This is a genomic window from Streptomyces sp. NBC_00224 (genome assembly GCF_041435195.1).
Classification (GTDB): Bacteria; Actinomycetota; Actinomycetes; order Streptomycetales; family Streptomycetaceae; genus Streptomyces.
Genome location: NZ_CP108106.1, coordinates 2,347,811 through 2,369,309, shown reverse-complemented (window position 1 = coordinate 2,369,309; position 21,499 = coordinate 2,347,811). Strand labels below are relative to the sequence as shown.

Sequence of the window (21,499 nt, the reverse complement as noted above, 5' to 3'; positions counted from 1 at the left end):
ACAGACCAAGAGCAATGACGGAATTGATCTCCCCACCAGCGCAAAGGCGTTCTAGGCTCTTCCGTACCGCCGAGTCGCGCAGTGCGGGGACGGGCACCGCACACGCACCGGAGAAACAGCGGTACTTGAGCGCCGCTCCCGGAGGGGAGCGCCGCCGGGCAAGGAGGGCCGCATGACCGTACGGCGAGTAATGGGCATCGAGACGGAGTACGGCATCTCCGTCCCCGGCCACCCCAATGCCAATGCCATGCTCACCTCGTCCCAGATCGTCAACGCCTACGCGGCGGCGATGCACCGGGCGCGCCGCGCCCGCTGGGACTTCGAGGAGGAGAACCCGCTGCGGGACGCCCGCGGCTTCGACCTCGCCCGCGAGGCCGCCGACAACAGCCAGCTCACCGACGAGGACATCGGCCTCGCCAACGTCATCCTCACCAACGGGGCACGGCTGTACGTCGACCACGCCCACCCCGAGTACAGCTCACCCGAAGTCACCAACCCGTTCGACGCGGTGCTCTGGGACAAGGCGGGCGAGCGCATCATGGCCGAGGCGGCCGAACGCGCGGCGCAGCTCCCCGGCGCCCAGCCGATCCACCTCTACAAGAACAACACCGACAACAAGGGCGCTTCCTACGGCACGCACGAGAACTACCTGATGAAGCGGGAGACCCCCTTCAGCGACATCGTGCGCCACCTCACCCCGTTCTTCGTCTCCCGCCAGGTCATCACCGGCGCCGGCCGCGTCGGCATCGGCCAGGACGGTCACGAGCACGGCTTCCAGATCAGCCAGCGCGCCGACTACTTCGAGGTCGAGGTGGGCCTGGAGACCACCCTCAAGCGCCCGATCATCAACACGCGCGACGAGCCGCACGCGGACGCGGAGAAGTACCGCCGGCTGCACGTCATCATCGGCGACGCCAACCTCTCCGAGATCTCCACCTATCTCAAACTCGGTACGACGGCCCTCGTCCTCTCGATGATCGAGGACGGCTTCATCAACGTCGACCTCGCCGTCGACCAGCCGGTCCGCACCCTCCACCAGGTCTCCCACGACCCGGACCTGCGCCACCTCGTCACCCTGCGCAGCGGCCGCACGCTGACCGCCGTACAACTCCAGATGGAGTACTTCGAGCTGGCGCGCAAGTACGTGGAGGAGCGGTTCGGCGTCGACGCCGACGACCAGACCAAGGACGTCCTCGGCCGCTGGGAGGACGTGCTCAACCGGCTGGAGAACGACCCGATGAGCCTCTCCGGCGAACTCGACTGGATCGCCAAACGAGAGCTCATGGAGGGCTACCGGCGGCGCGACGGCCTCGGCTGGGACGCGGCCCGGCTGCACCTCGTCGACCTCCAGTACGCCGACGTACGGGCCGAGAAGGGCCTCTACAACCGCTTGGCGGCCCGCGGCAAGATGAAGCGGCTCCTCGACGAGCCGGCGGTCTCCCGGGCCCGTGCGAAGCCCCCCGAGGACACCAGGGCGTACTTCCGCGGCCGCTGCCTGGAGCAGTACGCGGACGACGTCGCGGCGGCCTCCTGGGACTCGGTGATCTTCGATCTGCCGGGCCGCGACTCGCTCCAGCGCGTACCAACCCTGGAACCGCTTCGCGGAACGCGTAATCACGTGAAGGAGCTGCTCGACCGCTGCCGGACGGCCGAGGATCTGGTCCGGGTGCTCTCGGGCGGCTGACCCGGGGCTGAAAAGCCGGCGGCGTGGGAAACACAGAGGTAGGCCCCGCACGTTCCATCAAGTGCGGGGCCGATGTCAGGCCCTGCTTGTAGGGTCTGATCAAGGACATCGAACCGAGCGGGGTGAGGTAGATGGCGACCAAGGACACCGGCGGCGGACAGCAGAAGGCCACGCGTTCCACCGAGGAGGTCGAGGAGCAGGCCCAGGACGCGCAGGCTTCGGAGGACCTCAAGGAGCGCCAGGAGAAGCTCTCCGACGACGTCGACTCGGTGCTGGACGAGATCGACGATGTGCTGGAGGAGAACGCGGAGGACTTTGTCCGTTCCTTCGTTCAGAAGGGTGGACAGTAGTCCACGGATGTGAACGGCGGGGGGTGTGTCCGAGGGAGCGACGGCTTCCCCCGGCGGGCGCGGCACGCGGTGTGCCCAACCCGCCTTTCCACCCTCGCCGTTCATGTGGATCACCGCCACGGGACGGGTAAGGTCCGTGGCGTACGGTGCTTCAACTGCAATCCGGCCATCGGCAAGTTGGGAGACGATCCCGACGCGGTTCGTCGGGCTGCCGCCTACCTGGAGGGAACCTCGTGGAAGCCAACACCCGTGGCACAGGGCGTCTACCAGCTGCCTTCCTGACGCCGGGCTCGTCCTCGTTCATGGACTTCCTGTCCGACCACTCGCCCGAGATGCTGCCCGGCAAGCGGGTCCTGCCGCCCGTGCAGGGGCACGTGGAGGCGCCGCACGGCACGACCATCGTGGCGGCGACGTTCCCCGGCGGCGTGGTGCTCGCCGGTGACCGGCGGGCGACGATGGGCAACATGATCGCCCAGCGCGACATCGAGAAGGTCTTCCCGGCGGACGAGTACTCGGCGGTGGGCATCGCCGGTACCGCCGGTCTCGCCGTGGAGATGGTCAAGCTCTTCCAACTGGAGCTGGAGCACTTCGAGAAGGTCGAGGGCGCCACCCTCTCCCTGGAGGGCAAGGCCAACCGGCTCTCCACCATGATCCGCGGCAACCTCGGCATGGCCATGCAGGGCCTGGCCGTGGTCCCGCTCTTCGCGGGGTACGACGTGGACCGCGAGAAGGGCCGCATCTTCTCGTACGACGTCACCGGCGGCCGCTCCGAGGAACACGGCTACGCGGCCACCGGCTCCGGTTCGATCTTCGCCCGCGGCTCGATGAAGAAGCTGTACCGCGAGGACCTGACCGAGCAGCAGACCACCACCCTGGTCGTCCAGGCGCTCTACGACGCGGCGGACGACGACTCGGCGACCGGCGGTCCCGATGTCGCCCGCCGGATCTATCCGATCGTCACCGTCATCAGCGACGAGGGCTTCCGGCGGCTGACCGAGGCGGAGTCCTCCGAGATCGCCCGCTCGATCCTGGAGCGGCGTCTGGAGCAGCCCGACGGCCCGCGTGCCGCGCTGCTCTGAGGCCGCTGAGATGACCCCGCCACTGACAGAAAGGGACGGATAGCCGGTGTCGACGCCGTTCTATGTCTCACCCCAGCAGGCCATGGCCGACCGTGCCGAGTACGCCCGCAAGGGCATCGCGCGCGGCCGCAGCCTGGTCGTGCTGCAGTTCGCCGACGGCATTGTCTTCGTCGGCGAGAACCCGTCCCGTGCGCTGCACAAGTTCAGCGAGATCTACGACCGGATCGGCTTCGCGGCCGCCGGCAAGTACAACGAGTACGAGAACCTCCGGATCGGCGGTGTGCGCTACGCGGATCTGCGGGGATACACCTACGACCGCCACGACGTGACGGCCCGCGGTCTGGCGAACGTGTACGCGCAGACGCTGGGCACCATCTTCTCCAGTGTCGGCGAGAAGCCGTACGAGGTGGAGCTGGTGGTCGCCGAGGTCGGGGCGACGCCGGAGGAGGACCAGATCTACCGGCTGCCGCACGACGGCTCGATCGTGGACGAGCACGGCTCGGTCGCGGTCGGCGGCAACGCGGAGCAGATCAGCACGTTCCTCGACCAGCGCCACCAGGACGGCATGTCGTTGGCGGAGGCGCTGAAGCTGGCCGTGCAGGCGCTGTCGAACCAGACCAACGGTGCCGAGCGGGAGATTCCCGCGGAGCGTCTGGAGGTCGCGGTGCTCGACCGTACGCGGCCGCAGCAGCGCAAGTTCAAGCGGATCGTCGGTCGTCAGCTGTCCCGTCTCCTGCAGACGGAAGAGGCGAGCGCCGAGCCGACCGAGGTGCCGTCGGACAACGACGACGAGTAGACAGCAGAAGCGTCGGCCAAGTCGACGTACAGGCCCGTGCCCCGCCGTTCGTCACGGCGGGGCACGGGCCTTTCCCGGTTCAGGGCGCGGGCGGGGCCGTGGAGCCGCGCACGACCAGGGTGACGGGCAGATCGCCCGCTTCGGGCTCGCGGCCGTCCAGGACGGCGAGCAGTGCGGCCATACCGCGCTCGCCCACCTGCTCGGCGGGCAGTTGGACGGTGGTGAGTTCGGGTTCGAGGGCGGTGGCGAGGGCGAGGTCGTCGAATCCGGCCACCGAGATGTCGTCGGGGATGCGCAGACCGAGCCGTCGGGCGGCCTTGCAAGCTCCCGCCGCCAGGATGTCGTCGTCGCAGATGAGTGCGGTGGGGCGGGCGCCGGGGCGGGTGAGGGCGTGTTCGGCCGCCCGGCGGGCGGCGTCGACGGTGAGTGCGGAGGGCACGGTCAGGACTTCGGCGTCGGGTGCCCGGCGCAGTGCGTCCTCCAGGGCGCGGCCGCGTACCTGGAAGGTCCAGGAGTCCACGGCGGAGGCGAGGTGGGCGAATCTGCGGTGGCCGAGGCCGAGCAGATGCTCCGTCACCTGCCGTATGCCGTCGGCGATGTCGAGGTTGACGCGGGCGGCGGGGCCGGCTTCGGCGGGGTCGCTGTCGAGCATCACCAGGGGCAGGTCGGTGCCCCGGATGCCGGCGAGGGCGTCGGCGGCCATGGAGGAGGCGATGACGCCGTCGAGGGCGGCGCGGGCGGAGTCGAAGGGGTCGCGGGCGGGGCCGACGCCGTCGGGGGAGGGGTAGAGGACGACGCCGAAGTCGTGTTCGGCGGCGACGCGGGCGGCGCCGGTGTAGACGCGGGCGAAGAACTCGTTGGTGAGGGCGGGGACGACGAGGAGGGCGGTACGGGTGCGGCCGAGGCGCAGGCTGCGGGCGGCGAGGTTGGGCCGGTAGCCGAGTTCGCGGGCCGCGTCGCGGACGAGGGCGGCGGTCCTCTCGGAGACGCGGCCGCGCCACTTGTCGCCGAGGACGAGGGAGACGGTGGCCTGGGAGACCCCGGCCGCGCGGGCGACGTCCCGGCTGGTCGGCTGGGTCTTCACGGGGTCCTCCGGCGGGGTGTGGCGGCTGGGTGTCCTTGGTCCGGGGTGGACCCGGGGGTTGTCGACATGGTACGTATGACGTCGGACGTTATACGTAAAACTAATCCAACCGAGAGGCGACATGGCGGCGGGATATCTGGAGATCCTCCGGACGCGGCACGCCGCGCGACTGCTGGTGGGGACGCTGACGGGGCGGCTGCCGAACGCCACCGCGGCCATCGCCGTGGTCCTGTTCGTCCGCGCCGAGGGCGGCAGCTACTCGCTGGCGGGCGCGCTCACCGCGGTGTACGGCGTGGCCACCGCGGCCGGGCAGCCGCTGCTCGGACGGGCCGTGGACCTCTACGGGCAGCCCCGGGTGATGCTGCCGGCGTCGGTGGCCAGCGCGCTGGGCATGGCCGTCCTCGCGTTCAGCGGCACCGAGCCGGTCGCGGTGGCGTACGCGGCGATGGTGGTCGCCGGGTTCTGCACACCGCCGCTGGAGGGCGGGCTGCGGGCGCTGTGGCCCAGCGTCCTGACCCGCCAGGACCAGGTGCACACCGCGTACGCGATGGACGCGATAGCCCAGGAGGTGATGTTCACGGTCGGCCCGCTCCTGGTCACCCTCGGCATCGCCCTGTGGTCGCCCGCCACCGCCCTGGTCGCGATCAACGTGCTCGGGGTGCTCGGCGCGCTCTCGGTGGTCCTCTCGGGACCCTCGCGCGCCTGGCGCTCCGCCCCGCGCGAGGCGCACTGGCTGGGCGCACTGCGCTCCACGGGGTTGCTCGCGCTCCTCGGAGCCTTCTTCTTCGTCGGCCTCGCGCTGGGCGCGATCATCGTGGCGGCGTCGGCCTACGCCGACGACCACGGCCGGGACGCGGTCTACGGCTGGCTGATGGCGGCCAACGGCCTCGGGGCGCTGCTCGGCGGTCTCGTGTACGGGGCGCGCCAGTGGGCCGGAACTCCCGAGAAACGGCTGATTTCGCTCGTCGCGCTGCTCGCCGTCGGCTATCTGCCGCTGATGCTCGTACCCGGTGTCGTACCCATGGTGGGACTGGCCGTGGTGTCCGGGCTCTTCCTCGCGCCGTGCATCGCCTGCGCGTTCATCGTGGTCGACCGGCACGCGCCGCGCGGCACCGTGACCGAGGCGTTCTCCTGGCTGGTGACCGCGTTCGGGGTCGGCACCGCGCTCGGCACGGCCGTCGCCGGGCCCGCCGTCGAACTCGGCGGCAGCGCGGCGAGCTTCGCCGTCGCGGGCGGCGGTGGAGCGGCCGCGCTCGTGGTGCTGCTCGCCACCCGACGGGTCCTCGCAGCTCCCGGGCGTACGGAAAGTGTCGTGGTAGTTGACCAAAATGATCCAACCCGTGCTGCCGAACCCGGTTTCAGCTGAGGCCATCGGGCGTAATGTTCAGTCATGGACCGCCGCATTTTCGGGCTGGAGAACGAGTACGGCGTCACGTGCACGTTCAGGGGACAGCGCCGACTGTCACCTGACGAAGTGGCGCGCTACCTCTTCCGCCGTGTTGTGTCATGGGGCCGCAGCAGCAATGTCTTCCTGCGGAACGGCGCCCGCCTCTACCTCGACGTGGGTTCGCATCCGGAATACGCAACTCCCGAATGCGACAACGTGACCGAGCTGGTCACTCACGACAAGGCCGGCGAGCGCATTCTCGAAGGCCTGCTCGTCGACGCCGAGCGCCGCCTGCACGAGGAGGGAATCGCGGGCGACGTCTATCTCTTCAAGAACAACACCGATTCCGCGGGAAACTCCTACGGGTGCCACGAGAACTATCTCGTGGCCCGGCACGGTGAGTTCTCCCGCCTTGCGGACATCCTCATCCCGTTCCTGGTCACCCGTCAGCTCCTGTGCGGGGCGGGCAAGGTCCTCCAGACCCCGCGTGGCGCGGTCTACTGCGTCAGCCAGCGCGCCGAGCACATCTGGGAGGGCGTCAGCTCCGCGACGACCCGCTCGCGCCCGATCATCAACACCAGGGACGAGCCGCACGCGGACGCCGAGCGCTACCGGCGCCTGCACGTGATCGTGGGCGACTCCAACATGTCCGAGACGACCATGCTGCTCAAGGTCGGCGCCACCGACCTGGTGCTGCGCATGATCGAGGCGGGCACGGTGATGCGCGACCTGACACTGGAGAACCCGATCCGGGCCATCCGCGAGGTCTCGCACGACATCACGGGCCAGCGCAAGGTGCGCCTCGCCAGTGGCCGCGAGGCCTCGGCGCTGGAGGTGCAGCGGGAGTACTACGAGAAGGCCGTCGACTTCGTGGAGCGCCGGGGCATCCGCACCGGCACCGTCGAGCAGGTCCTGGAGCTCTGGGGCCGCACGCTCGACGCGATCGACGCCGAGGACCTGGACCGGATCGGCACCGAGATCGACTGGGTCATGAAGTACCAGCTGATCGAGCGGTACCGGGCGAAGAACAACATGACCATGTCGCACCCCCGGGTCGCCCAGATAGACCTGGCGTACCACGACATCCACCGCCAGCGGGGTCTGTATTACCTGCTGGAGCGCAAGGGCCAGGCGGCCCGGATCTGCAACGACCTGAAGATCTTCGAGGGCAAGTCGGTGCCCCCGCAGACCACTCGGGCGCGGTTGCGCGGCGACTTCATCCGCCGGGCGCAGGAACAGCGGCGGGACTTCACCGTCGACTGGGTGCACCTCAAGCTCAACGACCAGGCACAGCGCACCGTGCTGTGCAAGGACCCATTCCGTTCCGTGGACGACCGGGTGGAGAAACTGATCGCCGGTATGTGACCGGGAAGCGACCGGCAACGTGAACACGGGCCCCGTACGTTCCTCGTACGGGGCCCGTAGTACGCCTTAGAGTGGCGGGCAAACTACCGTGCCGTCTGAGATCTGAGGAACACGTGCGCCGACTTGCCGGCCTGCTCGCCGTCCCGCTGCTGCTGATTGCCACAGCCGCCTGCGGAAGCGACGACAAGGGCTCCGACTCCACCTCCGACTCCGCCTCGATGAAGAACGGCCTGCCCGCCATCACCGCGGGCGCCAAGTTCGGGGAGAAGCCGACCCTCGCCAAGGGTGAGGGCACCCCGCCCAAGGCCCTCAAGGTGAACGTCCTCAGCGAGGGCAAGGGTGCGGTGCTCAAGAAGAACGACGCCGTCTCCGTGAACTACCTCGGCCAGGCCTGGGACTCGGACAAGCCGTTCGACAACAGCTTCGACCGCAAGGAGCCGTTCACGCTGACCCTCGGCGCCGGCCAGGTCATCAAGGGCTGGGACCAGGGCCTGGAGGGCCAGAAGGTCGGCAGCCGCGTCGAGCTGGGCATTCCGCCGGAGCTGGGTTACGGCGCGCAGGGTCAGGGCGACATCAAGCCCAACGCCACGCTGGTCTTCGTCGTGGACATCGTGAAGGCGACCACCATCCCGGCCTCCGCCAAGGGCAAGGAGGTCGCGCAGGAGGACAAGGACCTGCCGAAGGTGGGCACCAACACCGACGGCAAGGCGCCGACGCTGACCGTCCCCAAGACCGACGCGCCCAAGAAGCTGGTCTCCAACTACGTGCTGGAGAGCGACGGTGACGTGGTGAAGGACACGGACAGCGTGGTCCTGGCGTACGAGGGCGTCCTGTGGAAGGACAGCAAGAAGTTCGACAGCACCTACGAGCAGGGCAAGACGCAGACCTTCGCGCTGCCGAACCTGACCCTCAAGGGCCTCAAGGCCGGTCTGATCGGCAAGAAGGTCGGCAGCCGCATCCTGGTCGTCGTCCCGCCGGACCAGGGCCTGGGCGACAAGGAGCAGTCGGGCATCCCGGCCAACTCGACCATGGTCTTCTCGATCGACATCCTGGCCAAGATGTGACGGTGAAGATGTAAGACTGTCCGGGTTGCCCTGCACGTATTCAAGAGGAGCAGTTCAGTGAGCATCGAGAAGCCCGAGATCGACTTCCCCGGTGGCGAGCCGCCGGCGGACCTTGAGATCAAGGAGATCTGGGAGGGCGACGGCACCGTCGCCAAGGCCGGCGACTACGTCAAGGTCCACTACGTGGGCGTGGCCTTCTCCACCGGCGAGGAGTTCGACGCGTCCTGGAACCGCGGCAACCCGCTGGAGTTCCAGCTCGGTGCCGGTCAGGTCATCCAGGGCTGGGACAAGGGCATCCAGGGCATGAAGGTCGGCGGCCGCCGCCAGCTGGTCATCCCCGCGCACCTCGCCTACGGCGACCGTGGCGCCGGTGGCCGGATCGCGCCGGGTGAGACGCTTATCTTCGTCTGCGACCTGGTCGCTGTCTGATCACACCCGATCACACCGAGGGCCCGTGCCGCCTGGCACGGGCCCTCGGCTTTTGCCACGACACCCGGGGACGGTACGGTCAACGGTCGGGAGCGGCGGAGCAGCTCCCTCATGACGAGGAGAGGCGAAGGGCGTCGATGGCGATTGCCAAGGCCGAGCGGTTGATGAACCTGGCGCTGTGTCTGCTGGGGACGCGCCGTCCGCTCAGCAAGCGCGAGCTGCGCGGTTCCATCGAGGCGTATGTCGAGGCCATTGGGCCGGGAGAAAGCGCGGCGGGGTCGGACGACGCCTTCAACCGGATGTTCGAGCGCGACAAGGATGATCTGCGCGAACTCGGCCTGGTCATCGAGACGGTGGAGAACCTCGACGGCGAGACGGGCTATCTGGCCCGCCGTGACTCCAACCGGCTGCCACCGGTCCAGCTGGACGCCGAGGAGGCCGCCGCGCTCGGCCTGGCCGCCCGGGTCTGGCAGCAGGCCCGGCTCGCGGGCGCGGCCAGCGGCGCACTGCAGAAGCTGCGCGCCGCCGGAATGCCGGAAGCGGACAACCCGTACGAGCACAGCGCGATCGAGCCACGGATCCCGGTCCACGAGGCCGCTTTCGAGCCATTGATGCTGGCGTGCCGCGACCGCCGCGCGGTCGTCTTCGAATACCGCAAGGCCACCGCCGCCCGCCCCGGGACCCGCCACGTCGAGCCGTGGTCCCTGGAGTGCTGGCGCGGCCACTGGTACCTGGCGGGCTGGGACCGCGACCGGGGCGCCGAGCGGGTCTTCCGGCTCTCCCGGATCACCGGCAAGGTGCGCTCGCGGGCCGGCTCCTTCACCGTGCCGGTGCCCGACGTGGTCACCGTGCGCGAGACCGTGGAGAGCTGGGCGGGGGAGACCGCCACCCGCTCCGCGCGGATCAGGCTGCGCGCGGGCGCCGGCTATCCGCTGCGCTCGCGGGCCACCTCGACGCGGGAACTCGGCGACGGGTGGGACGAGTTGGAGATTCCGTACGGGCACGGGCTGGACGCCTGGCTCGTGGAGTTCGGCCCCGATGTGGTCGTGCTGGAGCCCGCGGACCTGCGGGCCGACGTGGTGGACCGGCTGCGCGCTGTGGCCAAGGGCTGAGGGGACCGGACGACCATGGCTGCCAACGCCATCGACCAGACGCGGCGGATGCTCTCCCTCGTCACCTATCTGCGCGAGCGGCCCGGGGCGCACGTCGCCGACGTCGCCCGCGCCTTCGGGATCACCGAGGACGAGCTGATCTCGGACCTCGACGTGCTGCCCATGTGCGGGACCAGCTTCCGCGGCGGCGACCTCCTCGACATCGACACCGACGGCGACCGCATCTGGTGGCGCAATCCCGGCGCCCTGGGCGCCGAGGCGGCCGAGCCGCTGCGGATCGCCGCCGACGAGGCGACCGCGCTCCTGGTCGCGGCCCGCGCGGTGGCGACGCTGCCGGGTCTGCGCGAGGGCGACCGCCAGGCGCTGCTGCGCGCCACCGCCAAGCTGGAGGCGGCGGCCGGGGAGGCGGCGGGCGCCAGCTCCCGGCTGTCGGTGACCTTCGAGTCGGAGGGCGGGGTCTTCGCGGACGTCGACCGGGCGATCTCGGAGCGGCGGCGGCTGTGGGTGCGTTACTACTCGCCCGCGCGCGACGAGCTCACCGAGCGCGAGGTCGACCCGATCCGGCTCTTCGCCGTCGGCCACACCTATATGGAGGCGTGGTGCCGGCTCTCGGAGGCGCGGCGCACCTTCCGCCTCGACCGGGTGGCCGAGATCCGACTGCTCGACGAGCCGGCCGCGCCGCCGGAGCTGGAGCTGCGGGACCTCTCGGAGGGCTTGGTGCAGCCCGCCGCCGAGGACCCGGAGGTGATCGTCGAGGTGGGGCCCGGCGGACGCTGGGTCGCCGAGTACTACCCGCACGACAGCGCCGAGGAGCTGGCGGACGGCGGCCTGCGGATCACCCTGCGCACCCCCGAGCCGGCCTCGCTGCGGCGCCTCGCGCTGCGCCTCGGCCGCGACGGCCGGATCGTCGCCCCCGGCGAACTGGCCGAAAGTGCCCGCAGTGCGGCGCTGGCGGCGCTGGCGGCGTACGAAGAGCAGAGCGCGCACGACGGACAGAGCTGAGGAGATATGCGGAATATGTCGGTATTGCCCGGTATTTCCCGTCAGATGGCCGCGGTTCAGTCGGTGCTCTTCAAGGCCGCCTGCCCCGACTGCCGTGCCCGCTTCGAGCTGGCCGCGGGGGCGCTGCGCCTCGCCATCGGCGCCAGCCGCCGTACCACCTTCTACTCCTTCACCTGCCCCGAGTGCGGCTCCGCCGTGCGCAAGCCGGCCGGTGAGCGCATCGTCGAACTCCTCACCGGCGGAGGGGTCCGCACCCTCCGCCTCCACTCCAGCGTCTAGGGTCCGCTCATGTTCTGGCCGATGACCGCCATCGCCCTCGGGTTCCTCGGAATCGCCGTCCTCGGTGTCCTCGCGATCAAGGTGTTCGTCGAGGCGCAGCGGCTCGGCCGCCAAGTGGCCGACACCACACATAAGATCAACAAGGCCGCCGAGGACCTGGAGCGGGCCGCAGTTGAACTCTCGGCCACCGGGGAGACCTTGCGCTGACCGTGCGGGGAGTCGTGCGCACTCCTGTCCGTCCGTCCCTTTAGGTACGCTTCAGAGCGCGGACCACGGAGCGAGGCAGTGGGCCGTGTCACGGGAGTACGCACGGGGATTGCCCAGCGTTTACCCCTGCGCGTTACGATCGCTGCACGCATGCGATCGGACACCAGTCCGGTCGAACCCACGCAGCCCCACCCATGTCGCCTCGGTGAGAAGGTAAAAGCTTATGTTCGGAAGGCTCGGCGCCCCCGAGATCATTCTCATCCTCGTCGTCATCGTCCTGCTGTTCGGCGCGAAGAAGCTTCCGGACATGGCGCGCTCGCTCGGCAAGTCCGCTCGCATCCTCAAGAGCGAGGCGAAGGCGATGAAGACCGAAGGCCAGCAGACCGCCCCCGCCGACCCGCCGCAGCCGGGCGAGCAGCCGCCGGTGCAGCGCACCATCCAGTCGGCCCCCGGCGACGTCAGCAGCTCGCGTCCCGTGACCGAGCCGACCGACTCCACCCGCTGACACCTGGGCCGAAGCAGGCGCTGATCACCAAGGCGCCCTGCCGCACGAGATGAGGACGTGGGTTGCTGAAGTCTGCCCGCAATCAGCAGAAGGACCCGGAGGGGCGGATGCCCCTCTCGGACCATCTCCGTGAGCTGCGCAACCGGCTCGCCAAGGCGGTCCTCGCGATCCTGGTCTGCTCCGTGGTGGCGGCGTTCTACTACAAGGACATCGTCGACCTGATCATCAAGCCGATCAAGGAGTCGGTCGGCTGCACGCAGGGCTTCGGCGAACTGGCCAAGCAGAGCGACAAGGACCACTGCGGCCAAGTCACGATGTCCGGCCTCATGTCGCCGTTCACCTTGATGATCAAGACGTCCCTGGTGGCGGGCGTCGTGGCGGCCAGCCCCGTCTGGCTCTACCAGCTCTGGGCGTTCGTCGCCCCGGGCCTGCACAAGAACGAGAAGAAGTACTCCCTGGGCTTCGTCGCGGCGGGCTTCCCGCTCTTCGTCGCCGGCGGCTGGTTCTCCTACCACGTGCTGCCCGCGGCCGCGAAGGTCCTCCTTGAGTTCACCCCCGACGACGCGCTGAACCTGCTCCCGCTGAACGAGCTCATCGACCTCGTGCTGCGGATGATCATCGTCTTCGGCCTCTCGTTCGAGCTGCCGCTCTTCCTGGTCATGCTCAACTTCAGCGGAGTGATCACCGGCCGCCGGATGCTGGGCTGGTGGCGCGGCATGATCATGGGCGTCACGGTCTTCGCGGCCTTCGCGACGCCGACCGTCGACCCCGTGTCGATGCTCTCGCTGGCCACCCCGATCGTGCTGCTCTACTTCATCGCCGTCGGTGTGTCGATGCTCAACGACAAGCGCCGCCGCCAACGCGAGGAAGCCAAGCCCGCCGACGACGAGGCCTCCGACCTCGACCTCACTCCGGCGGACATCGGCGACATCGAGCCGGTCACCACCCCGTCGCTGCCCGAGCAGGCCGACGGCGGCCGCTCCAGCAGCCGTGTGAACGGCTACGACGACATCACCTGATCCCACGCCGCGAAGCGGCCGGGGCGCGCACGGCGCGCACCCGGCCGCTTCCGCGTTCCCGGTCGCCGCGCACTCCGTCCCGGGCCCCCGTCCCGATAAAGATCGCGACCTCTGTCAGAGGCGGCGGGTAGGCTCGAAGACAAGATGACAGAGGACCTCTCACCAGCCGAAGCGTACGCAGCTGCCCGGCTCCGCGCCGCCGAGCAGGCCACCGCGCTCGCACCCTTCCGCGACCTGTACGACTTCGATCTGGACCCCTTCCAGATCGAGGCGTGCCAGGCACTCGAAGCCGGCAAGGGTGTGCTCGTGGCCGCCCCGACCGGCTCCGGCAAGACCATCGTCGGCGAGTTCGCCGTGCACCTGGCCCTCCAGCAGGGCCGCAAGTGCTTCTACACCACGCCGATCAAGGCGCTCTCCAACCAGAAGTACGCCGACCTGGCCAGACGCTACGGCGCGGACAAGGTGGGCCTGCTCACCGGTGATAACAGCGTCAACTCCGAGGCGCCGGTGGTCGTGATGACCACCGAGGTGCTCCGCAACATGCTCTACGCGGGCTCCCAGTCGCTCCTCGGCCTCGGTTACGTGGTCATGGACGAGGTGCACTACCTCTCCGACCGCTTCCGGGGCGCCGTCTGGGAAGAGGTGATCATCCACCTGCCCGAGTCGGTCACGCTGGTGTCGCTGTCGGCGACCGTCTCCAACGCGGAGGAGTTCGGCGACTGGCTGGACACCGTGCGCGGCGACACCGAAGTGATCGTCTCCGAGGACCGCCCGGTCCCGCTGTGGCAGCACGTGCTGGCCGGACGGCGGACGTACGACCTCTTCGAGGAGTCCACCGACCACGGCGGCCGCGGCGGCGCCCGCCGGGAGGTCAACCCGGACCTGCTGCGCATGGCCCGGATGGAGAACCAGAAGACGTACAACCCGCGCGACCGCAGGCGCGGCAAGATGGTCCGTGAGGCCGACCGCGAGCGCGAGCGCCGCCAGCGCACCCGGATCTGGACGCCGAGCCGCCCCGAGGTCATCGAACGGCTCGACGCCGAGGGCCTGTTGCCCGCCATCACGTTCATCTTCAGCCGGGCCGGCTGCGAGGCCGCGGTCCAGCAGTGCATGTACGCGGGCCTGCGCCTCAACAATGACGAGGCGCGCCAGAAGGTGCGCGAGATCATCGAGGAGCGCACCGCCTCCATCCCCGGCGAGGACCTGCACGTCCTGGGGTACTACGAGTGGCTGGAGGGCCTGGAGCGGGGCATCGCGGCCCACCACGCGGGCATGCTGCCGACCTTCAAGGAGGTCGTGGAGGAGCTGTTCGTGCGCGGCCTGGTGAAGGCGGTGTTCGCCACCGAGACGCTCGCCCTGGGTATCAACATGCCCGCCAGGACGGTGATCCTGGAGAAGCTGGTGAAGTGGAACGGCGAACAGCACGCCGACATCACCCCCGGTGAGTACACCCAGCTGACCGGTCGTGCCGGGCGCCGCGGCATCGACGTCGAGGGCCACGCCGTGGTGCTCTGGCAGCGCGGCATGGACCCGGGCGCGCTGGCGGGTCTCGCGGGCACCCGTACGTATCCGCTGCGCTCCAGCTTCCGGCCGTCGTACAACATGGCGGTCAACCTGGTCGAGCAGTTCGGCCGGCACCGCTCGCGCGAGCTCCTGGAAACTTCCTTCGCCCAGTTCCAGGCGGACAAGTCCGTCGTCGGCATCTCCCGCCAGGTGCAGCGCAACGAGGAGGGCCTGGAGGGCTACCAGGAGGGCATGAGCTGCCACTTGGGGGACTTCGAGGAGTACGCGCGACTGCGCCGCGACCTCAAGGACCGTGAGACGGAGCTCGCCAAGCAGGGCGCCAGCCAGCGGCGGGCCGCCGCGGCCGCGTCCCTGGAGAAGCTCAAGCCCGGCGACGTGATCCACGTGCCGACCGGGAAGTTCGCCGGGCTCGCGCTCGTGCTCGACCCGGGCATCCCGGCCGGGCGCTCCAACGGCCACCGCGGCTTCGACCAGCACGACGGGCCGCGCCCGCTGGTGCTCACCGCCGAGCGGCAGGTCAAGCGGCTCGCCGCGATCGACTTCCCGGTGCCGGTGGAGGCGATCGAGCGGATGAGGGTCCCCAAGTCCTTCAACGCGCGCTCGCCGCAGTCCCGTCGCGACCTCGCCTCCGCGCTGCGCACCAAGGCGGGCCACATCGTGCCCGACCGGCACCGCAGGGGCCGCGCCGAGGCCGCCGACGACCGCGAGATCGCACGGCTGCGCGCCGAGTTGCGCGCCCACCCGTGCCACGGCTGCGACGAGCGCGAGGACCACGCGCGCTGGGCCGAGCGCTACTACCGGCTCAAGCGGGACACCCAGCAGCTGGAGCACCGCATCGAGGGGCGGACCAATACGATCGCCCGCACCTTCGACCGGATCGTGGCGCTCCTGACCGAGCTGGACTATCTGCGCGACGACGAGGTCACCGAGCACGGCCGCCGCCTCGCCCGGCTCTACGGCGAGCTGGACCTGCTGGCCAGCGAATGCCTGCGCGCGGGCGTCTGGGAGGGCCTGAGCCCGGCCGAACTGGCCGCCTGCGTCTCGGCGTTGGTGTACGAGGCCCGCCAGGCCGACGACGCCGTGGCGCCCAAGCTGCCCTCGGGCGCGGCCAAGGCGGCGCTCGGCGAGATGGTCCGCATCTGGGGCCGGCTCGACGCGCTGGAGGAGGACCACAAGATCAACCAGGCGGAGGGCGTCGGCCAGCGCGAGCCCGACCTCGGCTTCGCCTGGGCGGCCTTCCAGTGGGCGTCGGGCCAGGGCCTGGACGAGGTGCTGCGCGAGGCGGAGATGCCCGCGGGCGACTTCGTGCGCTGGTGCAAGCAGGTCATCGACGTACTCGGCCAGATCGCGGCGGCGGCCCCCGGCTCCTCGGCCGGAAGCACGGTCGCCAAGAACGCCCGCAAGGCGGTGGACGCGGTGCTGAGGGGCGTGGTGGCGTACAGCTCGGTGGGCTGACGGGCCCTCCGGGGGGGGCGGGTTTTTGTCTGCGGGTCGGTGGGGGCTGGTCGCGCAGTTCCCCGCGCCCCTGAGGGGGTTGCGGCGGAGCCGGGGGAGGGCACCGACAGGTGCCCTCCCCTTTCGCGTTACGCCGCCTCCTGCTCCCGCTCGACCTGCTCGTTCCACTCGCGCTTGACCGCGCGCCAGGCCTCGTCGCTCTGGCCGAGGCGCCAGTAGCCGGAGATGGAGAGGCGGTCGCGGGGGATCTCCCGGTCCAGGCGCAGATGGCGGCGGAGTTCCTTGACGAAGGCCGCCTCGCCGTGGACGAAGGCGTGGACGTCGCCCTCGGGGAAGGCCAGCTCGCGCACCGCCGCGACCACCGCGTCGCCCACCGGGGCCTCGCCGCGGTGCAGCCAGGTCACCTCGACCCCTTCGGGAGCGAGGATCTTCTGCTCCTCCTCCGGGCCGGGAACCTCCACGAAGGCGTGGACCACCGCGCCCTCGGGCATCCGCTCCAGCGCGGCGGCGATCGCCGGGAGGGCGCTCTCGTCGCCGACCAGGAGGTGCCAGTCGGCGGCCGGGTCCGGCCCGTAGCCGCCGCCGGGGCCGGAGAGGTGGATGACGTCGCCGGCCTGGGCACGGGCGGCCCACGGTCCGGCCAGGCCCTCGTCGCCGTGGACCACGAAGTCGATGCTCAGCTCGTCCCGCTCGGCGTCCCACGTCCGGACCGTGTACGTCCGGTTGCTCGGCCACTGGTCGCGCGGGAACTCGGTGCGCACGCGCTCCAGGTCGAACGGCTCGGGGTAGGTCACCCCGGGCGCCGGGAAGAGCAGCTTCACATAGTGGTCGGTGTACTCGCCGACGGCGAAGCCGCTCGCCGCCGCGCCCCCCAGGACCACCCGGACCATGTGCGGAGTGATCCACTCCGTGCGCACCACGTGCGTCTCATGGGCCCGTGACCCCTTGCGGGCCGGTCGTTCTGCCACAGCGTTTCTCCCCTGATGTGTGCCGGACCCGTCTGCCCGGCGCGCTGAACCGTCTGCTCTTCTTAGGTTTGCCTAAGTTAGCATCCCGGCCATCTGGGCTCATCCGTTTTCCGGCCGCCTTGCCGGCCCCCGAACCTCAGCGCCCCAGCGTCGCCAGCAGCCGGGTCAGGGAGCTTCCCAGCCCCCATCGCTGCGCCAGTTCGTCCACCGTCTCCGGGTGCAGCGCCTCGGCCGGGAGCGCCGGGTCGAACGCGGGCAGCGGCACGTCCAGCGCCACCCGGACCACCTTCGGGGCCACGTCCAGATACGCGGCGGCCTCGACGATGCCCCGGCGCTTGGCGGGGGTGAGGCGGGAGGTGCGGTCCCCGGCCGCCGTGCGCACGCCCGCCAGGTCGCCGTACTCCGTGATCAGCTGTGCGGCCGTCTTCTCACCGATGCCCTTCACGCCCGGCAGGCCGTCGCTGGCGTCGCCGCGCAGGGCCGCGAAGTCCGCGTACTGATCGGCCCGTACCCCGTACTTCGTACGGATCAGGTCCTCGTCGACCGCGTCGCAGTCGCCCACGCCCTTGCGCGGGTACAGGACCCGCACCCCGCGCCCGTCGTCGACCAGCTGGAACAGGTCGCGGTCGCCCGTGACGATGTCCACCGGGCCGGGGGCCGCCGTGGCCAGGGTGCCGATCACGTCGTCCGCCTCGTACCCCGCGACCCCGACCCGGGCGATGCCCAGTGCGTCCAGGACCGCCTCGATCACCGGGACCTGTGGGGCCAGCGTGTCCGGGACCTCCTCCTCGTCCGGGACGCCGTCGGCCGTCTCCACCGCCACCCGGTGCGCCTTGTACGACGGGATCAGCTCCACGCGCCAGTGCGGGCGCCAGTCCGCGTCCATACAGGCGACCAGGTCGTCCGGATGGTGGTCCTGGACCAGGCGGGTGATGAAGTCGAGCAGGCCGCGCACGGCGTTGACCGGGGTGCCGTCCGGGGCCCGGACCGTGTCGGGGACCCCGAAATAGGCCCGGAAGTACAGGGAAGCGGTGTCGAGGAGCATCAGGCGTCGCGTCACACCCCGATGATGCCGTACGCCACTGACAGTCACCGCGCGCCGACTGTCGCTACGCGCCGTAGTGAACTGGATCACGTTCGCGTTTGCTCCAGGTAAAGCCGGGCAGGCGCGGCGCCGGAGCGGACCCTCGTATCGGTCTCAACGACTACGGAACCGCATACACAGGGCGACGGACCGAATCCGCGCCGCTCCACGGCCCGCCCGCGGGGGATGCGGGCCGTTCTCAGTCCTATCCGTGAGGTTTATGTGTCCACGCTGCAAGCCGAGCAGCTCTACAAGGTGTTCGGCAGACGACCCGACGACGCGGTGCGCAAGCTCGAAGGCGGCGCCGACCGCGACGAGCTGCGGGCCGACGGGACGACCGCGGCGGTGATCGACGCGTCGTTCACGGTCGAGCCCGGCGAGATCTTCGTCGTCATGGGTCTGTCCGGGTCCGGAAAGTCCACGCTGCTGCGGATGCTCAACGGGCTCCTGGAGCCCACCTCCGGGCGGGTGCTCTACGACGGTCAGGACCTGACCGGCCTGAGCCCGCGCGAGCTGCGCGCCGTCCGCTCCACCAAGATCAGCATGGTGTTCCAGCACTTCGCGCTCTTCCCGCACCGCAGCGTCCTGGAGAACGCCGCATACGGCCTGGAGGTCCAGGGCGTCCCGCGCGCCGAGCGCGAGAAGCGCGCCGCCGAGGCCCTGGAGCTCACCGGGCTCGCCGGCTGGGGCGACTCCTGGCCCGACGAGCTCTCCGGCGGCATGCAGCAGCGCGTGGGCCTGGCCCGCGCCCTCGCCACCGACGCCGACCTGCTCCTCATGGACGAGTCGTTCAGCGCGCTCGACCCGCTGATCCGGCGCGACATGCAGGACCAGCTCCTCGAACTCCAGAAGCGCCTGAAGAAGACCATCGTGTTCATCACCCACGACCTCAACGAGGCCATGCGGCTCGGCGACTCCATCGCCGTGATGCGCGACGGGCGGATCGTCCAGCTCGGCAGCGCCGAGGACATCCTCCTGACGCCCGCCAACGACTACGTCGCCTCGTTCATCCAGGACGTCGACCGCTCCCGGGTGCTCACCGCCCTGTCCGTGATGACCGAACCGCACCGCCCCGACGCCGGGGACTGCGCCTGCGAGACCGTGACCGCGGACACCAGCGTCGCGGACCTGTGCGCCGTCGCCGCGCGCGTGCCGCACCCCGTGGCCGTCAAGGACACCGACGGGTCGCTGCTCGGCGTCGTACCGCAGGAGCGGCTGATCGCCTTCCTCGGGGACGACCAGCGCGGGCCGGTCGCCTGCTCGATGCAGGAGGTGGCCCGTGCCTAGGCTCCCTCTCGGCGAGTGGGTGGACAGCGCCGTCACCTTCCTCCAGAACCACCTCTCCTGGCTGTTCGACGCCATCACCAAGGTCGTCAACGGCATGTACGACGGCATCGACGCCGTCCTGTCCGCGCCCCACCCACTGCTCTTCGCGGGCATCCTCGCCGTCGTCGCCTGGTGGCTGCGCGGTCTGGTCGCCGGTGTCCTCGCCTTCGGCGGGTTCGCGCTGATCGACTCGATCGAGCTGTGGGACGAGGCCATGTCGACGCTGTCGCTGGTCCTCGTGGCGACCGTCGTCACACTGCTCCTCGCGGTGCCGCTGGGCATCTGGTCGTCCCGGTCCAAGACCGTGAGCGCGATCAGCCGCCCGGTCCTGGACTTCATGCAGACCATGCCCGCCATGGTCTATCTGATCCCCGGCATCATCTTCTTCGGCGTCGGCGTGGTCCCCGGCATCATCGCCACCATCGTCTTCTCGCTGCCCCCGGGCGTGCGCATGACGGAGCTCGGCATCCGCCAGGTCGACCCCGAACTCGTCGAGGCGGCCGAGGCGTTCGGCACCACCCCGCGCAACACACTGCTCAGGGTCCAGCTCCCGCTGGCGCTGCCCACCATCATGGCGGGCGTCAACCAGGTCATCATGCTGGGCCTGTCCATGGTCGTCATCGCGGGCATGGTCGGCGGCGGCGGCCTCGGCGGCGCGGTCTACCGGGCCATCGGCAACGTCGACATCGGCCTCGGCTTCGAGGCGGGCATCTCCATCGTCGTGCTGGCCATGTACCTCGACCGGATGACCGGTGCGCTCGGCCGTCAGGTCTCGCCGGTCGGCCGCCGGGCGCTGGCCCGGGCCAGGACGTCCGGCGCCAAGTTCTGGAACCACCGCCCGCAGCCCGCCGTCGCGGTCGTCGGCGTGGTCGTCCTCGCGCTGGTGGCCGGCGGCATGGGCATGTTCGGCTCCTCGTCGACGGCCACCGCCTCCGGCGCCGAGAACGTCGGCAAGGGCAAGAAGGTCTCCCTGGGCTACATCCCCTGGGACGAGGGCATCGCCTCCACCTTCCTCTGGAAGGAGTTGCTGGAGCGGCGCGGCTACAAGGTGGACACCAAGCAGTACGAGGCGGGCGCGCTCTACACCGGTATGGCGGGCGGCCAGATCGACTTCGAGACGGACTCCTGGCTCCCGGTCACCCACGCCACGTACTGGCAGAAGTACCACGACAAGCTGGAGGACCTCGGCTCCTGGTACGGCCCGACCTCGCTGGAGCTCAGCGTGCCCTCGTACATGAAGGGCGTCGACTCGCTCGACGACCTCAAGGGCAAGTCCGGCCAGTTCAAGGGCAGGATCATCGGCATCGAGCCGAGCGCCGGAATGATGGGCCTGCTCAAGGACAAGGTCCTCAAGGAGTACGGCCTGGACGGCGAGTACAAGGTCGTCGACGGCTCGACGCCGTCCATGCTCGCCGAGCTCAAGCGCGCGTACGACAAGAAGGAGCCCGTCGTCGTCACGCTCTGGTCGCCGCACTGGGCGTACAGCACGTACGACCTGACGAAGCTCAAGGACCCCAAGGGCAGCTGGGGCAAGGGCGACGGGGTGCACACCCTGGCCCGCAAGGGCTTCTCGGACGACAACCCGAAGGTCGGCGCCTGGCTGAAGAACTTCAAGATGACCGAGCAGCAGCTCACCGGTCTCGAAGCGAAGATCCAGTCGACCGGCAAGGGCAAGGAGCAGCAGGCGGTCCGCGACTGGCTCGACGCGAACCCGGGGCTCGCGGACAAGTGGACGCCTGTCGGCAAGTAGCCGCGTAGGCACAACGGGCGATTGATTTCA

The 21,499-nt window shown here is 70.1% G+C and carries 20 protein-coding genes and 1 pseudogene; 18 read left to right on the top strand and 3 right to left on the bottom strand.

Annotated features, from left to right (window positions below; all coding sequences use genetic code 11):
* Positions 1-172: 172 nt before the first annotated feature.
* The 5 genes and pseudogenes from dop (at position 173) to prcA (ending at position 3,909) form a co-directional block, all read left to right on the top strand.
* On the top strand, positions 173-1,684 hold the full coding sequence (gene dop / locus OG965_RS10615) for a depupylase/deamidase Dop (protein ID WP_371651484.1): 1,512 nt from the start codon (positions 173-175) through the stop codon (positions 1,682-1,684).
* A gap of 131 nt (positions 1,685-1,815) precedes the next feature.
* On the top strand, positions 1,816-2,034 hold the full coding sequence (locus tag OG965_RS10610) for a ubiquitin-like protein Pup (RefSeq protein WP_016325855.1): 219 nt from the start codon (positions 1,816-1,818) through the stop codon (positions 2,032-2,034).
* Positions 2,035-2,103: 69 nt separating this feature from the next.
* Positions 2,104-2,316: pseudogene (locus OG965_RS10605) on the top strand (endonuclease domain-containing protein); the annotation flags it as partial.
* Positions 2,268-3,113: a proteasome subunit beta gene (gene prcB, locus OG965_RS10600; protein ID WP_371651481.1), complete on the top strand. Its 846-nt coding sequence runs from the start codon at positions 2,268-2,270 to the stop codon at positions 3,111-3,113. The pseudogene OG965_RS10605 and the gene prcB, both read left to right, overlap by 49 nt.
* A 46-nt stretch (positions 3,114-3,159) precedes the next feature.
* A complete protein-coding gene (gene prcA / locus OG965_RS10595; protein ID WP_371651479.1) occupies positions 3,160-3,909 on the top strand; it encodes a proteasome subunit alpha in 750 nt (249 codons plus the stop codon).
* Between the two features lie 79 nt (positions 3,910-3,988).
* On the opposite strand, the gene OG965_RS10590 is transcribed toward prcA, so the two are convergent.
* Complete coding sequence (locus tag OG965_RS10590) at positions 3,989-4,993, bottom strand: LacI family DNA-binding transcriptional regulator (RefSeq protein WP_371651477.1); 1,005 nt, start codon at positions 4,991-4,993, stop codon at positions 3,989-3,991.
* A 121-nt stretch (positions 4,994-5,114) separates the two neighbouring features.
* Here OG965_RS10590 and OG965_RS10585 point away from each other — a divergent pair, with 121 nt between their 5' ends.
* The 11 genes from OG965_RS10585 to OG965_RS10535 all read left to right on the top strand — a co-directional run bounded on the left by OG965_RS10585 (position 5,115) and on the right by OG965_RS10535 (position 16,341).
* Positions 5,115-6,359 (top strand): MFS transporter, encoded by a 1,245-nt coding sequence (locus OG965_RS10585; protein ID WP_371651475.1) that lies wholly within the window; start codon positions 5,115-5,117, stop codon positions 6,357-6,359.
* 24 nt (positions 6,360-6,383) lie between these two features.
* The gene (gene pafA / locus OG965_RS10580) at positions 6,384-7,745 is read left to right on the top strand and encodes a Pup--protein ligase (RefSeq protein ID WP_371651473.1); all 1,362 of its coding nucleotides are present in this window, start codon (positions 6,384-6,386) and stop codon (positions 7,743-7,745) included.
* Positions 7,746-7,858: 113 nt separating this feature from the next.
* Positions 7,859-8,809, top strand: coding sequence for an FKBP-type peptidyl-prolyl cis-trans isomerase (locus tag OG965_RS10575; protein ID WP_371651471.1), 951 nt, complete (start codon positions 7,859-7,861; stop codon positions 8,807-8,809).
* A gap of 57 nt (positions 8,810-8,866) precedes the next feature.
* On the top strand, positions 8,867-9,238 hold the full coding sequence (locus OG965_RS10570) for an FKBP-type peptidyl-prolyl cis-trans isomerase (RefSeq protein ID WP_371651469.1): 372 nt from the start codon (positions 8,867-8,869) through the stop codon (positions 9,236-9,238).
* Between the two features lie 137 nt (positions 9,239-9,375).
* A complete protein-coding gene (locus OG965_RS10565) occupies positions 9,376-10,350 on the top strand; it encodes a helix-turn-helix transcriptional regulator (RefSeq protein ID WP_371651467.1) in 975 nt (324 codons plus the stop codon).
* Between the two features lie 15 nt (positions 10,351-10,365).
* Complete coding sequence (locus OG965_RS10560; protein WP_371651465.1) at positions 10,366-11,352, top strand: helix-turn-helix transcriptional regulator; 987 nt, start codon at positions 10,366-10,368, stop codon at positions 11,350-11,352.
* A 6-nt stretch (positions 11,353-11,358) separates the two neighbouring features.
* Complete coding sequence (locus OG965_RS10555; protein WP_371651463.1) at positions 11,359-11,631, top strand: hypothetical protein; 273 nt, start codon at positions 11,359-11,361, stop codon at positions 11,629-11,631.
* Between the two features lie 9 nt (positions 11,632-11,640).
* On the top strand, positions 11,641-11,838 hold the full coding sequence (locus OG965_RS10550; protein WP_371651461.1) for a hypothetical protein: 198 nt from the start codon (positions 11,641-11,643) through the stop codon (positions 11,836-11,838).
* A gap of 223 nt (positions 11,839-12,061) precedes the next feature.
* On the top strand, positions 12,062-12,343 hold the full coding sequence (tatA, locus tag OG965_RS10545) for a Sec-independent protein translocase subunit TatA (RefSeq protein WP_371651459.1): 282 nt from the start codon (positions 12,062-12,064) through the stop codon (positions 12,341-12,343).
* 62 nt (positions 12,344-12,405) lie between these two features.
* Positions 12,406-13,362: a twin-arginine translocase subunit TatC gene (gene tatC, locus OG965_RS10540; protein WP_371651457.1), complete on the top strand. Its 957-nt coding sequence runs from the start codon at positions 12,406-12,408 to the stop codon at positions 13,360-13,362.
* A 144-nt stretch (positions 13,363-13,506) separates the two neighbouring features.
* The gene (locus tag OG965_RS10535) at positions 13,507-16,341 is read left to right on the top strand and encodes a DEAD/DEAH box helicase (protein WP_371651455.1); all 2,835 of its coding nucleotides are present in this window, start codon (positions 13,507-13,509) and stop codon (positions 16,339-16,341) included.
* Between the two features lie 128 nt (positions 16,342-16,469).
* Here the strand turns inward: OG965_RS10535 and OG965_RS10530 are convergent, their stop codons facing one another.
* Positions 16,470-17,309 (bottom strand): siderophore-interacting protein, encoded by an 840-nt coding sequence (locus tag OG965_RS10530; protein ID WP_371651453.1) that lies wholly within the window; start codon positions 17,307-17,309, stop codon positions 16,470-16,472.
* 136 nt (positions 17,310-17,445) lie between these two features.
* On the bottom strand, positions 17,446-18,354 hold the full coding sequence (locus tag OG965_RS10525; RefSeq protein ID WP_371656906.1) for a 5'-3' exonuclease H3TH domain-containing protein: 909 nt from the start codon (positions 18,352-18,354) through the stop codon (positions 17,446-17,448).
* Between the two features lie 261 nt (positions 18,355-18,615).
* On the opposite strand from OG965_RS10525, the gene OG965_RS10520 reads away from it, so the two are divergent.
* Together OG965_RS10520 and OG965_RS10515 are read left to right on the top strand one after the other, a co-directional pair.
* On the top strand, positions 18,616-19,680 hold the full coding sequence (locus tag OG965_RS10520; RefSeq protein WP_371651451.1) for a glycine betaine/L-proline ABC transporter ATP-binding protein: 1,065 nt from the start codon (positions 18,616-18,618) through the stop codon (positions 19,678-19,680).
* A complete protein-coding gene (locus OG965_RS10515; protein ID WP_371651449.1) occupies positions 19,673-21,469 on the top strand; it encodes an ABC transporter permease/substrate binding protein in 1,797 nt (598 codons plus the stop codon). The genes OG965_RS10520 and OG965_RS10515 overlap by 8 nt, the downstream gene beginning before the upstream one ends.
* Positions 21,470-21,499: the final 30 nt, after the last annotated feature.

Bases quoted from the DNA above. Each gene is read 5' to 3' on its own strand.
- dop (WP_371651484.1), top strand. From the start codon at position 173: ATGACCGTACGGCGAGTAATGGGCATCGAGACGGAGTACGGCATCTCC.
- OG965_RS10610 (WP_016325855.1), top strand. From the start codon at position 1,816: ATGGCGACCAAGGACACCGGCGGCGGACAGCAGAAGGCCACGCGTTCC.
- OG965_RS10585 (WP_371651475.1), top strand. From the start codon at position 5,115: ATGGCGGCGGGATATCTGGAGATCCTCCGGACGCGGCACGCCGCGCGA.
- pafA (WP_371651473.1), top strand. From the start codon at position 6,384: ATGGACCGCCGCATTTTCGGGCTGGAGAACGAGTACGGCGTCACGTGC.
- OG965_RS10565 (WP_371651467.1), top strand. From the start codon at position 9,376: ATGGCGATTGCCAAGGCCGAGCGGTTGATGAACCTGGCGCTGTGTCTG.
- OG965_RS10560 (WP_371651465.1), top strand. From the start codon at position 10,366: ATGGCTGCCAACGCCATCGACCAGACGCGGCGGATGCTCTCCCTCGTC.
- OG965_RS10555 (WP_371651463.1), top strand. From the start codon at position 11,359: ATGCGGAATATGTCGGTATTGCCCGGTATTTCCCGTCAGATGGCCGCG.
- OG965_RS10550 (WP_371651461.1), top strand. From the start codon at position 11,641: ATGTTCTGGCCGATGACCGCCATCGCCCTCGGGTTCCTCGGAATCGCC.
- tatA (WP_371651459.1), top strand. From the start codon at position 12,062: ATGTTCGGAAGGCTCGGCGCCCCCGAGATCATTCTCATCCTCGTCGTC.
- OG965_RS10535 (WP_371651455.1), top strand. From the start codon at position 13,507: ATGACAGAGGACCTCTCACCAGCCGAAGCGTACGCAGCTGCCCGGCTC.
- OG965_RS10525 (WP_371656906.1), bottom strand. From the start codon at position 18,354: ATGCTCCTCGACACCGCTTCCCTGTACTTCCGGGCCTATTTCGGGGTC.